Here is a 14007-nt window from a genome sequence, read left to right as displayed (position 1 = left end):
TTAATTCAATACAGCTTTGTAATGACTCATCTTAGCTTAGATTAACTTTAAATTTAACTGTTAAATAGTAACAGAGTGTTTAAAAAGACAATTTGCTACAGAATATTTACTAGCGAAAAGTTGATTATTCTAAGTTATTACCGCAGAATCTATTTCAAGTAGAGGTTCGACCAGTTAACGGGGCACACAATGTTAGAACAAAAATTACAATTACAGCATACCGAACTTCGTAACCGTTTGGTTATGGGATCAATGCATACCGGCTTAGAAGAGGGATGGCACAACCGTAAACGCTTGCGCGCATTTTATGAAGCACGTGCAAAGGGTGGCACTGGATTAATTATAACTGGTGGTTACAGTCCAAATTTACGAGGTAAGCTATCGCCTTTCGCCTCAACGTTTAACTCGTTTTATGATGTGATTAAACATCGCGCATATACGGATGCAGTGCATCAACATGGCGGAAAAATTTGCTTACAATTATTACATGCTGGCCGTTATGCATATCATCCATTTAATCAAGCACCAAGTGCTATTCAAGCACCTATTAATCCTTATAAACCTAAAGAAATGTCGTTAGGCTCAATTAAAAAGACTATTAAAGACTTTGCAAACTCAGCAAAACTAGCTGAAAAAGCAGGTTACGATGGTGTTGAAATAATGGGGTCTGAAGGCTATTTGATTAATGAGTTCATGGCTAACCATACTAATAAACGTACGGATAGTTATGGAGGTAGCCTTGAAAATCGTATGCGTTTAGCTATTGATATTGTAAAAGCTGTACGCGCTAAAGTAAGTGAAAAATTTATTATTGTATTTCGCTTATCTGTAATGGATCTGATCCCAAACGGCTCGACACCTGAAGAAGTTAAACAGCAAGCGCTTGCACTTGAAAAAGCGGGTGTTGACATCTTTAACACGGGGATTGGTTGGCACGAAGCACGTGTTCCAACAATAGCGAGCATGGTACCACCGGGTGCCTTTAAAGAGGCATCAAAACGTTTAAAAGATACAGTATCGGTACCGGTAATCGCAGTAAACCGCATTAATACACCTGAAATAGCCAATGGTATTTTAGAGGCGGGTGAGTCTGATCTAATTTCGATGGCGCGTCCTTTATTAGCTGATCCTGAGTTTTTTAATAAATACGTAAATAACAAGTCAGAGCAAATCAATATCTGTATTGGCTGTAATCAGGGTTGTTTAGACCATGTATTTAAAAACAAACGTGCGACTTGCTTAGTTAACCCACAGGCTGCTTTTGAATTAGACTATAGCCTTGAAAAAGCGTCATCTTCTCGTTTAGTGCTTGTTGTTGGTGCAGGCCCCGCTGGTCTGGCTGCTAGTTGCTATTTAGCAGAAAAAGGTCATAAAGTGACTCTAATTGAGCGTAAAGAGCAGATGGGCGGTCAATTTAATTTAGCAATGCAAGTACCTGGTAAGGAAGACTTTAACCATACTCTTAATTACTTTACTAATGAGTTAAAACGCTTAAATGTTGATTTAAAGCTAGGCACTGAATTTACAGAAAACATGCTAAACCAATACGATGATGTTGTGTTTGCAACAGGTGTAAGACCTCGTGAAGCAAAAATTGAATGTAACGATGGCAAGCGTGTGTTTGCCTATGATGAAGTGATCCGCGGTGAGGTAGAGCTAGGTAACAAAATAGCGATTCTAGGTGCCGGCGGTATTGGTTTTGATATGGTTGCCTTTTTAAGTGAACACAAAGGGCAGACTATTGAGCAATTCAAAACTCAATGGGGTATTGAATGTGAAGCTGCACCTGAAAAAGATAACCGCCAAATATACATGCTTAAGCGAAGTGCAGGGCGTTTTGGTAGTGAACTGGGTAAAACAACGGGTTGGATCCATCGTCAAGTTGCTAAACAGCATGGTGTAAAACAAATTGCTGAGTGTCAGTACCTTAGCTTTGACAACCAAGGTTTGAAAATTACTGTTAAAGGTGAAGAGCAAATCTTAGATGTTGATACTGTGATTGCTTGTATTGGTCAGGTTTCAAATACAGAAACATTCGAAAAACAAACAGAAAACGCCAAAGTTCACGTTATTGGTGGAGCCAAACTAGCTGCCGCTATTGATGCGAAACGTGCGATTTTTGAAGCGCTACAAGTCGCTCGTAAAATTTAATTGAAAGTAAACTAGAAAACCCGCGGTCTGTGTGATTAATCTAATTAGTCACGAGACCGCAATGTTGATCACACACTTATTACCTCTTTACCAACGCATCTTAACTAAACTTCAGTTTTTAGATGGACTACCCAGCCTATTTATTCGCTTAATATTAGCCCCAGTGATGATTATTGCCGGCTTTAATAAACTTGCCTTAAGCGGTGATGTTACCCATTTTTATCAATACTTTTTACCCTCTGATGATATCGTCGCTTGGTTTGGCAATAGTGAATGGGGGTTAGGCCTACCAATGCCCTCTGTACTGGCCTTTTTAGCAGCATGGACAGAGTTTTTAGGCGGCATTTTGCTGTTATTAGGTCTGTTCACACGTTTAGTAGCAATCCCCTTAATGATAACTATGCTTGTTGCTGCAACGACTGTGCACGCAAGTAATGGCTGGTTTGCTGTTACCCCAACAGATGCGAGTACCAGCCCTGCAAGAGTCCTCAGTTGGCTTGCAATTCCTGCAAGTGAAGCCAGTTTGATTAATTCAAAAGAAGCGGGTGAGAGACTATCTAAAATGCGCGAGTTATTAGAGACTCATGGTTATACGGAATACCTGTATGCTAAAGGGAAACCTGTGATTTTAAATAATGGTATTGAGTTTTCAGCGATCTATTTCGTGATGCTACTGAGCTTATTTTTTTCGGGGGGAGGTCGCTATTTTAGCCTCGATTATTGGCTTGTTAGAAATCGCACTAAGCTCTTTATTGCAAGTGAATATAAATGATAAGCTAGAACTTTAATGCCTTTATAAAATGAGGCGCTGTATTAATGTTTTAATAGGAATTAAATGGACGCTTTAACTCTTTTACAAACTCGACAATCAGATCCACGTCTTATTGCTCCGGGTCCATCAGAAGAACAGCTTGAGATTATTCAAAGAGCTGCAATAAAAGTACCGGATCATGGTTGCCTTGCTCCTTGGCGTTTTATTGTTGTTGAAGGCGATGCTCGGCATGCATTAGGTGATATTTATCATCAAGCTGCAGTTGCTGAACATCAAGATGAGCGCACGGTTAATCGTGCAAAAGAACTACCACTTCGTGCGCCTATGATTATCATTGCAATTGCTGATGTAAAAGAAAACCCTAAAGTGCCACGTATTGAACAAGTTCAAAGTGCTGGTTGTGCAGTGCTTGCCATGCAGCAGGCCGCTTTTGCCCAAGGATTAGGTGGGATCTGGCGCACAGGCTATTTTGCTCAAAGTGAATCAGTCAAAAAAGCTTTAAATTGTAAAATTGATGACGAGATAGTTGGCTTCTTATATTTAGGTACTCCTGAAGTTGATATTAAAAAGCCTATTAGGCATAAACCAGATACTTTTTTTGAGAGACTTTAAAAATTAGGAACTTTTTTATATTTATGCAGTCAGATGCTATTAAGCTTGCATGTGTTAGTTTAATTAATTTAGGCTGCAGTGTAAGAATTATTAGGATGCAAAAAACAAAATAATTATTCTTCAGTGTGTTTTTTAATCGGTTGTTTTTTGTTAACGTAGGGATAGTCTTAAAAAATAACGATAAAGAAGACGAGGACAATGGGAAACTTATTTTTACGAGAAAAAGAAAATTGGTTCGCTTGGTCAATATGGGGCATTATAGGTGCTGCCGTCACTTTCTTTGTGGCTATCTCAACTAGAGCGCCACAATTTCTAGGCTTATCTGCTATTGGGTTTTTGTTGTTACTTACGTGGTGGATGCACAGTACTAAGCGGTTTGATTTTGGTCGCGCTTTTAAAGTTTGTTGTTATGTATTGACCTTAACCTGCTTACCCGCATTTTTATTAGTGATAGTACCGAATAACAATTTAAACAAAATAGACGTTATTGTTCAGGGGGCAGGGTTTGCTCTTATCAGTTTAATTGTCTGTTTTGTCTGCTCAATGATTGCACGTCGACCTAAACAGTATTACTAAATATGAGTTTTTATTGTTTTTTTACAATTAAGGCTTTACATCGACCACGGTAACTAATATTATGCGCGCCGTACGGAGAGATGGCAGAGTGGTCGAATGCACCGGTCTTGAAAACCGGCAGGGGTTTGTAGCCCCTCTAGGGTTCAAATCCCTATCTCTCCACCATTATTTAAAAAAACCGCCTACAGGGCGGTTTTTTGCTATCTGGAGATAAATAATGTCAGCAAGCACACCTTCTACGCCTATAAGAATGATAAAGCATGTTTTACTTTGGTGTATCTTCTCTTATTTTTATCATAGTGGCATTAATGTACTTGTTGCTATGGCTCATGATGCACAACCAGATTACGGATTGTTATCCTCAATTGCGTATGGCATTGGTTTCAATGTACTCGTAGGTCATTTAATTGGTAAGTACGACAAACATTGGCCTGTTATTGCGGCAATATTTATCGCTGTAGTTGGGCTTGTTGTAGTGCCTTTAATATTAATGGGGCAGGCGAGTTTAAAAGATACATATTTTATTTTTGCTATGGTGATAAGTTTACCGGTTGCAACATTAGTCATTGAGAAAATAAAGCAACGAATTAGTTTAAACACTGAGCAAACGCAATAAACTAAGCGATATTCGTTGTTTTTTTATGTTAGTATGGGCACGTCTTTTAACTAAATAAACGTGAATTTAAACATGTCAGATAATTTTACAACAGACGCTGAAAAAGCAAGTTACGGTATTGGTTTACAAATGGGTGAGCAATTAAAAGCAAACCCTTTTGAAGGTTTAAACTTAAACTCTGTATTTGAAGGTATGAAAGACGCATACACTGGTAACGATTTCCAAGTTGAAATCCCAGCAATTCAAGCTGCCTTTGAAAAGATCAATGCTGAAATCCAAGCTCGCCGCGAAGAAGAAGCTAAAGTACTTGCTGCTGAAGGTATTGCCTTCTTAGAAGAAAATGCAAAACGTCCTGAAGTAACAGTAACTGAGTCAGGTCTTCAATACGAAGTGCTTACTGAAGGCAATGGTGAGAAACCAACTGTAGATTCAACAATTCGTGCGCATTACCATGGTACACTTATCAATGGTACGGTATTTGATAGCTCTTATGAGCGTGGTCAACCAGCTGAATTCCCAGTGGGTGGTGTTATCAAAGGTTGGACTGAAGCAGTACAAATGATGGGTACTGGTTCAAAATGGCGTTTATACGTACCGCATGAGCTTGCTTATGGTGAGCGTGGTGCTGGTGCTGCAATCGCACCTTTCTCAACACTAATCTTTGATGTTGAGCTATTAGAAATCATCTAATTGATTTTAATAGGTATAAAAAAACCTGCTTTAAGCAGGTTTTTTTATGTCTGAAATAAACAGCTAATTAGCTATTTGACTCAGCGTATTCTTTACACTTAACTTTGTCCTCACACTCACCATAAAGGTAAAGAGAGTGGTTAGTTAATTTAATGCCATTTTCTGTAGCAATCTCTTCTTGACGACGTTCGATTAAATCATCTTCAAATTCAACAACCTTGCCGCATTTAAGACAAACGAGGTGGTCATGGTGAGTGCTACCTGATAATTCAAATACTGACTTGCCGCCTTCGAAGTGGTGGCGAGATACAATACCTGCATCATCAAATTGGTTAAGTACACGGTAGACAGTTGCAAGACCAATCTCTTCGCCTTTGTCTAATAGAATTTTATAGACATCTTCAGCGCTGATGTGTTGATTGTCTGGAGATTGTAGAATCTCTAAAATTTTAATACGCGGCAAAGTTACTTTTAACCCTGCTTTTTTTAGTTCCAAGTTGTGATCAGTCATTCAATCTGTCTCAATTTATTTAGTTATACTAGGCATCATTAAGATGCACACGACACATTAGCAACTGTTAGAATAACGTGCCTAGTTACTAAGTGCAAAGAACAATTCGTTTGATTGCTGTTTTTTTAGACGAAAACGAACTGGTTGTGCATCTTTACATCAGCTAGTAAATGCGAGTAGTACTTGTTATTAATCAGCAAGTTCCGCTAAACACATCTCTTCATAAACTTGAGCGCACCAGTCTTTTACACGTTGCTCTGTCAGTTCAGGTTGACGATCTTCGTCAATCCCTAAGCCAACAAAGGTTTTGTCATCAATTAATGCTTTTGATGCTTCGAAGTCATAGCCATCAGTTGACCAGTGACCTACTACAATCGCGCCACGCTCAGTAACGATGTCATTGATCATACCCATTGCATCTAAAAAGTATTCAGCATAGTCTTCTTGGTCACCACAACCGAAAATTGCAACCAGTTTACCTTCGAAGTCTACTTCTTCTAATTCAGGGAAAAAATCATCCCAGTCACATTGCGCTTCACCGTAGTACCAAGTTGGAATACCGAATAACAATAAATCGAATTCAGCAATCTCTTCTTTAGAACTTTTTGCAATGTCATGAACCGCGACTAGCTTTTTACCTAATTCTTTTTGAATCATTTTAGCTACGTGTTCAGTATTACCTGTGTCGCTTCCGAAAAAAATACCTACGCTTGACATGGATTTAAAACCTTCTATCTATCAATAGCCAATCTTTCTTGTAAAATTGTTTCAATCAACGCGCTACGGCTAATATTCTGCGCATCTGCCATATCGCTTAATGCCTGATATAACTGTGATGAAACCTTAAATTCTACACGCTTTAAACCACGTGCTTTATCTCGCTTTATTTGATTACGTTTATTTACTTTTAATTGCATGTCGCGAGGTAGGGGATTTGTTTTAGGTCTACCTGGACGTTTCTCGTATTCAAATAAATCGGGTGTTGTTCTATCTGTTTCTGATTTTGCCATATCTAGCCCACACCTGCGCCTTGCCAAAAGACTTGAATAAGACCTTTAGCTATAAACCCAGAACAGCCTAAGAATAGCACTAACCAAACGATGTATCGGCCAAATTTTGGTACATCACCTTTTTTAAGGACGTCTTGAATTGCCATTCCAATAAAAAAGAAAATGCCGGCTAAGCCAAAATACAACCCTAAGGTATCAAATTCGTTAATTAACTGACTGACCATCAACGTATAAACCTTCAAAATAAACGGCGCGTACTATACCACACAAATTCATAATAATTTAGTGCGCACGATCAAAAACAGCGAAATTTATCTGTCTTTTATGTGGCTAAAAAATCGCTAATTGCTTTATTTACGGCAAGCGGTTTTTGTGCGTGTAACCAATGACCAGCGCCATGAATTATTTTTGCTTTAGCATTAGGAAATAACGCCATAATTGCAGGGCGGTGCTCAGCTAAGATGTAGTCTGAATCATTACCTTTGATGAACAAAGTATCACATAAACAAGAATCATTTTCATCAACTTGAGCTAAAATATTTTCATATTGCTGATATATAACCGCTAAATTAAAGCGCCATTGGTAGTGGCCTTGATCGTTTTTAGCAAAGCTCTTTAATAAAAACTGGCGTACACCGACTTCATCTATGTGTTTTGCAAGGACTTCATCAGCGGCTTTCCTGTCAGCAACATTTGACTCGGCTACTTCATTCAGGCCTGCGAAAATAGCACTATGACGAGGGTTATTAGCAACAGGAGAGATATCTAACACCACTAGTTTATTGATTAGCGCTGGGTGATTAAGGGCTAATTGCATAGCAACTTTACCACCCATTGAATGACCAATGATGTGAGCTTTATTAATGTTCAAGTGTTCAAGTAACTCACTGACATCTTGAGCCATAGCATGGTAATTCATGGTATCGCTGTGGAATGATTTACCATGATTTCGTAAATCGATATTCGTTACGCGGTAATTTTCAGCTAAGGCTTTTGCGATTACATTGAGGTTTTCTAGCGAGCCAAACAAACCATGGATCAACACAACGTCTGAACCTTGACCCATTTGTTGGTAGTTTAATAGCATTTTCAACTCCTAATTTTAATGGCAGTATTTTGCCTAGCGAAATAACAAATTGCAAAACATAGAGAATTACTGCGAGCTTAGGTATAATCATCGAGAACTTTTATAATGTGACCCGTAAAGACAGGAATAACATGAAAAAAATTGACATAGACGACGAGTTATATCAATACATAGCTAGCAACACGCAAAGTATTGGTGAGAGCGCTTCCACTATTTTACGTCGTTTATTAAACCTTTCTGATGGCACCTTAGCGCCCGTTGAAACAGCAACTAGCAAAACTGAACAAGAATCTCCAGTTGTTGAACCTGAACAAGCAATAGAGCAAGAACCAGCTCCTAAACACGATGAACCTGAACAAGTCGAAACTGTCACAACAGCGCAACAAGTCAAAGGTAATGTGTTTAATGTGTTAAACAAAGAAGAACTGGCAATGCAAAAAGGTGTTGTTGGTCGTTTCTTATTTATCTTGGCAGCGCTTTACAGAACACACAAAGCAGATTTTGCGAACGTTCTAGAAATTAAAGGCCGTGACCGCGTCTATTTTGCAACAAGTAAAGAGGCGTTGCTTGAAAGTGGCAGTAGTATGAATCCAAAAAATATCACCGATACAGAGTATTGGGTGATGACTAACTCAAATACAACCAGAAAAAAAATGATGCTTCATGAAGTGGCCTTAAGCCTAGGCTATAGTGCGGACGAAGCAGAAAAAATTCGTGATTACTTATAATAGGTAAGGAAATAATATGGCGATTCATCCAGAGGCAGGGAAACCTGCGCCACAACAGAGCTTAGTAAATGTTCCAAAACTAATCTCTGCTTATTACTTAAATGAACCTGATCTTGAACAAAACCCAGAGCATTGCGTTGCTTTTGGTACGTCTGGTCACCGCGGTTGTTCATTCGATGTAAAATTTAATGAATCGCATATATTAGCGATCACTCAAGCAATTTGTGATTATCGTAAAGAAAATAACATTTTTGGACCTCTGTTTCTTGGCAAAGATACGCATGCTTTAAGTGAAGCTGCTTTTAATTCAGCAATTGAAGTGTTGGTTGCGAATGAAGTGCAAGTTATTACTCAAGAGAATGACGACTATACGCCAACCCCAGTGATCAGCCACGCAGTTGTTTGTCATAATAAAGAAAATCCAAATGAATTGGCCGATGGTATCGTTGTAACTCCGTCACACAACCCGCCTGAAGATGGTGGTTTTAAATATAATCCACCGAATGGGGGACCTGCTGATACTGACGTTACTAAATGGATCGAAGATAGAGCAAATCAATTACTGCTTGAAGATTTAGTTGCTGTAGAGTTATTTCCGTTTGCTAAAGCATCACGTTCTGGCTTTATCAAATACCAAGATTTAATAACACCTTATGTCGATGACTTAGCGAACATTGTTAATTTAAAAGCTATTAGCGATGCAAAAATCAAAATTGGTGTGGATCCACTCGGTGGCTCTGGTATCAACTTTTGGCCAGTGATTGCCGAAAAATATAATTTAGACTTAACAGTCGTAAATAAGTCTGTTGATCCAACATTCTCGTTCATGCCTTTGGATAAAGACGGTAAAATCCGTATGGATTGTTCATCTCCTTATGCAATGACTAATCTTATTGCTCTAAAAGATGACTACGATATTGGTATCGGTAACGACCCTGATTATGACCGTCACGGCATTGTTACACCTGATGGTCTAATGAATCCAAATCACTTTTTAGCGGTTGCAATTGACTACTTACTAAATAACCGTGAATGGTCAAAAGATGTTGCAATTGGTAAAACGCTCGTATCTAGCGGCATGATTGATAAAGTGGTTGCACGTAATAACCGTGAAGTAAAAGAAGTACCAGTAGGCTTTAAATGGTTTGTTGAAGGCTTAAGCAAGGGGACACTTGCTTTTGGTGGTGAAGAAAGTGCAGGGGCGTCATTCTTGCGCTTCGATGGTACGGTGTGGAACACCGACAAAGACGGTTTTATCTTAGGTTTACTAGCGGCTGAGATATTAGCAGTAACGGGTAAAACACCTTCACAGCTATATAAAGAACTTGAGCAAGAGTTTGGTGCACCTATCTATAAACGTATTGATGCCCCAGCTAATGCACAGCAGAAAGCGCGTCTAAAAGCGTTATCAGCAGATGATGTAATTGCCAGTACCTTAGCGGGTGATGCTATTAAACAAAAACTAACTCATGCACCTGGCAATAATGCTGCTATTGGTGGTTTAAAGGTTGTTACCGAAAATGGTTGGTTTGCAGCTCGTCCATCAGGCACAGAAGATATCTATAAAATTTACCTAGAATCATTCAAAGGTGAAGAACATCTAGCTTTACTAGAAAAAGAAGCGAAAAAACTGGTTGATTCAGTAATTAGCTAATTTCATTTTTATCTTTTAAAACGGCTGAGATTCTCAGCCGTTTTTGTATTCTACTCTCACGTATTTTTAGGATAGGACAATGAGCTATTCAATTCCTTCATATCTTGACGAATTAAAAAGCAATGGCGACTTTTTAACCTTAACCCGTAACAATGAATTTTCACTTGAGCCTTGTGCATTCACCCTTGAAAATGGCACTGCTGTGACAGTTCATGATACGGGCATCATTGAATTTCAACCAAATCAGCAAACAAACAAAGATATTGTTCTTTCAAGTGCGATACATGGCAACGAAACGGCGCCAATTGAAATTTGTGACCAATTAATTAGAGCAATTATTAAAGAAGAACTGCCGCTTAAGCAGCGTGTACTGTTTATTTTTGGTAATCCAAAGTCGATTAATATCGGTAAGCGCTTTGTAGATGAAAACCTAAACCGCCTGTTTAACGGTCACCATACTGTAGAAGGTATTGCTTCAAACCCTGAGCGAGTTCGTGCAAAGCAGCTTGAGGATGTTGTTTCTGATTTTTTCCAAAGAGGCAACCACAACAGTGAGCGTTTTCATTATGACCTTCATACTGCAATTCGTGGCTCTAAAAATGAAAAGTTTGCTGTATACCCATTCTTACATGGAAAACCGTGGAAAAAATCACAGCTGCAATTTTTACTCAGCTGTGGTGTAAACACAGTATTAATGATGAAATCAGCGGCAACAACGTTTAGTTACTACTCGTCGTTTGTACATGGTGCTGATTCATTTACGGTAGAGCTTGGTCAAGTAAAGCCATTTGGTGAAAACGACATGAGCCGATTCGAGAAAACCAAACAAACTTTAACTGCATTAATTAGTCAAGAAAAGGTGGATTATAAAGAATTTAATGCAGGTGATTTTGAGTTGTTTTCAGTTTATAGAACAATAAACCGTACGTGTGAAGACTTTAGCTTCCCATTTGCTGATGATGTAGAAAACTTCACCGGTTTTGCAAAGGGTGAATTATTGGCAATTGATGGTCAGACCAGATATGAAGCGGAGGTAGAGGGTGAAGCTATTATCTTCCCAAACGCTGATGTAGCCTTAGGTCAGCGTGCTTTGCTTACCGTTATCCCAATGCAAGTTGATAGCAACTTTATTTAAAATCTCTGCATTAACACCCATCTATATTAAGTTAACTATATGACTATAAAGAGTTTATTTTGTTGTATAGTTAACTTTCCATGCGTTTTTAGCCATTTCTCATCTATTCGTCTATGATTAGTTGAATAACAACTTACGTTAACGTAAAGTGACGGCAGTTTAATTTAATTAGATTGAATATTGCGCAAACTTTATCCTTACAGCAAATGCTGATAATAAACACAAATAAGGGCAGTGGCGTAGGTTTCTGACAACGAAAGAAGGTAGGTTATGAGTAATCCAAATAACGTATCGCTAAACATTAATCATGATCTGTCATTTATTGATGGTCACGCATTAACGATCCCTACATTAAGTATTCTTAATGAGGAAGGCGACATTCATGAAGGTGCCACCGCACCCGATATCGACAAAGCAACCGCAATCCGTTTATACGAGACAATGCGTTTTATTCGAGCACTTGATGAACGTATGCAAGCAGCACAGCGTCAGGGTCGTGTAAGCTTTTATATGCAATGTTTAGGTGAAGAAGCGGCTGTAACCGCATCAGCAGCAGCGCTTGACCAAAACGATATGATCATGGCCCAATACCGTGAACAAGCCGCTTTGCGATACCGAGGTTTTACACTTGACCAATTCATGAACCAAATGTTTTCAAACGAAAAAGATTTGGGTAAAGGTCGCCAAATGCCAATTCATTATGGCTCACGCGAACTTAACTACATGACAATTTCATCACCACTTGGTACGCAAATTCCGCAAGCAACAGGTTATGCGTATGGTCAAAAAGTTCGCCATATTGACCAACAAACAGGTGAGTTAAACAGCACAATTGATAACATCACCATTTGTTATTTTGGTGAGGGTGCAGCCTCAGAAGGTGATTTTCATGCGGGCTTGAATATGGCTGCTGTTCACCAAGCGCCAGTTATCTTTTTTGCTCGTAATAATGGCTATGCGATTTCAACCCCTGCTGATGAGCAATTTAAAGGGGATGGTATTGCTTCTCGTGGTGTCGGTTATGGTATTAAAACAATCCGTGTTGATGGTGCTGATGCCCTTGCAGTTTATGCTGCAACTAAAAAAGCACGTGAAATTGCCACTAAACATGGTGAGCCAGTTTTAATTGAATCAATCGCTTATCGTTTAGGGGCTCATTCAACGAGTGACGACCCAAGCGGCTACCGCAGCAAAGACGAAGAAGCTAAACACAAAGGCTGTCCAATCGAACGTTTCCGTAACTGGTTACTAAAACAAGGTTGGTTAGACGAAGCGCAAGACGCAAAAGACAAAGAAACAATTCGTGAAGAAATTTTAGCAGCGCTTAAGCGTGCTGAAAAAGTAGCAAAACCAGCATTAGAAGATCTCATTTCTGATGTTTATGATAAGCCAATCCCATCACTGCAAAAACAATACGAACAATTAAAAGAGCACATTTTGCAGCATCCTGATGCTTATCCAACAACTGCTGGGAGATTAAAGTAATGGCTAAAATGAACATGCTTCATGCAATTAACTCTGCCCTTGATATCACCATGGCAGAGCATCCAAATGCATGTATTTTTGGTGAAGACGTTGGTTATTTTGGTGGTGTATTCCGTGCAACATCGGGCTTACAAGAAAAATATGGTAAGCACCGTGTGTTTAATACACCGTTAACTGAGCAAGGTATTTTAGGTTTTGCTAATGGTTTAGCGGCGTTTGGTGCACCTGCTTTAGCTGAAATTCAATTTGCAGATTATATTTTCCCTGCATTTGACCAAATCGTGAATGAATCAGCTAAATTCCGTTACCGCAGTGGTAATGAATTTAATGTAGGCAATCTAACAATTCGTACTCCTTATGGCGGTGGTATCGCAGGTGGTTTATATCACTCACAATCACCAGAAGCCTATTTTGCTCATACACCGGGTTTGAAGTTAGTTGTGCCACGTAATCCTTATCAAGCAAAAGGCTTACTTCGTGCATCAATTAAAGATGATAACCCTGTTATTTTCTTTGAGCCAAAACGTTTATACCGTGCATCAACGGGCGAAGTACCAGAAGAAGATTACAGCATCGAACTTGGCAAAGCTGAAGTTGTGCAAGAAGGCACTGATGTCACTTTGCTTGCTTGGGGCGCACAGATGGAAATCGTTGAAGATGCGGCTAAAAAAGCAGCTGAACAAGGTATTAGTTGTGAAGTTATCGACTTACGTACTATTTTACCTTGGGATGTTGAGACAATCGCTAAATCAGTGACTAAAACAGGTCGTTTAGTCGTTAGCCACGAAGCACCAATCACTAATGGTTTTGGGGCTGAAATCGTTGCAACAATTCAACAAGAGTGTTTCTTACACCTTGAGTCGCCAATTGCTCGCGTGTGTGGCCTAGATACGCCATACCCATTAGCACTTGAAAAAGAATATGTGCCGGATGCACTTAAAGTGCTTGCTGCGATTAAGCAATCAGTTGAGTTTTAGGAG

General features: G+C 39.1%; 16 protein-coding genes and 1 tRNA gene. 12 read left to right on the top strand and 5 right to left on the bottom strand.

Going from position 1 to position 14007, the window contains the following annotated elements; genetic code table 11:
* The first annotated feature begins 189 nt into the window (after positions 1-189).
* The 7 genes from L1267_RS04000 to L1267_RS03970 all read left to right on the top strand — a co-directional run bounded on the left by L1267_RS04000 (position 190) and on the right by L1267_RS03970 (position 5417).
* On the top strand, positions 190-2151 hold the full coding sequence (locus L1267_RS04000; protein WP_135924398.1) for an oxidoreductase: 1962 nt from the start codon (positions 190-192) through the stop codon (positions 2149-2151).
* Between the two features lie 61 nt (positions 2152-2212).
* Positions 2213-2923, top strand: a complete 711-nt coding sequence (locus tag L1267_RS03995) for an HvfX family Cu-binding RiPP maturation protein (RefSeq protein ID WP_235382167.1) — start codon at positions 2213-2215, stop codon at positions 2921-2923.
* Positions 2924-2986: 63 nt separating this feature from the next.
* The gene (locus tag L1267_RS03990) at positions 2987-3535 is read left to right on the top strand and encodes an NAD(P)H nitroreductase (protein WP_235382166.1); all 549 of its coding nucleotides are present in this window, start codon (positions 2987-2989) and stop codon (positions 3533-3535) included.
* 198 nt (positions 3536-3733) lie between these two features.
* Positions 3734-4111 (top strand): hypothetical protein, encoded by a 378-nt coding sequence (locus L1267_RS03985; RefSeq protein ID WP_135924401.1) that lies wholly within the window; start codon positions 3734-3736, stop codon positions 4109-4111.
* 74 nt (positions 4112-4185) lie between these two features.
* Positions 4186-4276 (top strand) — tRNA-Ser (locus L1267_RS03980).
* Between the two features lie 52 nt (positions 4277-4328).
* Positions 4329-4727: a hypothetical protein gene (locus tag L1267_RS03975; RefSeq protein WP_235382165.1), complete on the top strand. Its 399-nt coding sequence runs from the start codon at positions 4329-4331 to the stop codon at positions 4725-4727.
* A 72-nt stretch (positions 4728-4799) separates the two neighbouring features.
* Positions 4800-5417, top strand: coding sequence for an FKBP-type peptidyl-prolyl cis-trans isomerase (locus L1267_RS03970; RefSeq protein ID WP_135924403.1), 618 nt, complete (start codon positions 4800-4802; stop codon positions 5415-5417).
* Positions 5418-5484: 67 nt separating this feature from the next.
* On the opposite strand, the gene fur is transcribed toward L1267_RS03970, so the two are convergent.
* The 5 genes from fur to L1267_RS03945 all read right to left on the bottom strand — a co-directional run bounded on the left by fur (position 5485) and on the right by L1267_RS03945 (position 8025).
* On the bottom strand, positions 5485-5928 hold the full coding sequence (gene fur / locus L1267_RS03965) for a ferric iron uptake transcriptional regulator (RefSeq protein WP_135924404.1): 444 nt from the start codon (positions 5926-5928) through the stop codon (positions 5485-5487).
* A 189-nt stretch (positions 5929-6117) separates the two neighbouring features.
* On the bottom strand, positions 6118-6645 hold the full coding sequence (gene fldA / locus L1267_RS03960) for a flavodoxin FldA (RefSeq protein ID WP_135924405.1): 528 nt from the start codon (positions 6643-6645) through the stop codon (positions 6118-6120).
* 14 nt (positions 6646-6659) lie between these two features.
* Positions 6660-6938: a LexA regulated protein gene (gene ybfE / locus L1267_RS03955; RefSeq protein ID WP_004586673.1), complete on the bottom strand. Its 279-nt coding sequence runs from the start codon at positions 6936-6938 to the stop codon at positions 6660-6662.
* Between the two features lie 2 nt (positions 6939-6940).
* The gene (locus L1267_RS03950; RefSeq protein ID WP_062569139.1) at positions 6941-7162 is read right to left on the bottom strand and encodes a DUF2788 domain-containing protein; all 222 of its coding nucleotides are present in this window, start codon (positions 7160-7162) and stop codon (positions 6941-6943) included.
* A 98-nt stretch (positions 7163-7260) separates the two neighbouring features.
* Positions 7261-8025, bottom strand: coding sequence for an alpha/beta fold hydrolase (locus L1267_RS03945; protein ID WP_199526542.1), 765 nt, complete (start codon positions 8023-8025; stop codon positions 7261-7263).
* 131 nt (positions 8026-8156) lie between these two features.
* On the opposite strand from L1267_RS03945, the gene seqA reads away from it, so the two are divergent.
* The 5 genes from seqA (at position 8157) to L1267_RS03920 (ending at position 14004) form a co-directional block, all read left to right on the top strand.
* Entirely contained in the window at positions 8157-8753 is a 597-nt protein-coding gene (gene seqA / locus L1267_RS03940) for a replication initiation negative regulator SeqA (protein ID WP_135924407.1), read from the top strand.
* Between the two features lie 16 nt (positions 8754-8769).
* A complete protein-coding gene (pgm, locus tag L1267_RS03935) occupies positions 8770-10407 on the top strand; it encodes a phosphoglucomutase (alpha-D-glucose-1,6-bisphosphate-dependent) (protein WP_235382164.1) in 1638 nt (545 codons plus the stop codon).
* A gap of 79 nt (positions 10408-10486) precedes the next feature.
* On the top strand, positions 10487-11542 hold the full coding sequence (gene astE / locus L1267_RS03930) for a succinylglutamate desuccinylase (protein ID WP_235382163.1): 1056 nt from the start codon (positions 10487-10489) through the stop codon (positions 11540-11542).
* 270 nt (positions 11543-11812) lie between these two features.
* Entirely contained in the window at positions 11813-13027 is a 1215-nt protein-coding gene (locus L1267_RS03925) for a thiamine pyrophosphate-dependent dehydrogenase E1 component subunit alpha (RefSeq protein ID WP_235382162.1), read from the top strand.
* A complete protein-coding gene (locus tag L1267_RS03920) occupies positions 13027-14004 on the top strand; it encodes an alpha-ketoacid dehydrogenase subunit beta (protein ID WP_135924411.1) in 978 nt (325 codons plus the stop codon). The genes L1267_RS03925 and L1267_RS03920 overlap by 1 nt, the downstream gene beginning before the upstream one ends.
* Positions 14005-14007 lie beyond the last annotated feature (3 nt).

This window comes from Pseudoalteromonas sp. OFAV1, from assembly GCF_021532595.1.
GTDB classification, from domain to species: Bacteria; Pseudomonadota; Gammaproteobacteria; order Enterobacterales; family Alteromonadaceae; genus Pseudoalteromonas; species Pseudoalteromonas lipolytica_C.
The sequence above is the reverse complement of the archived record's forward strand: the minus strand, read 5'-3'. Positions and strand labels throughout refer to the sequence as shown.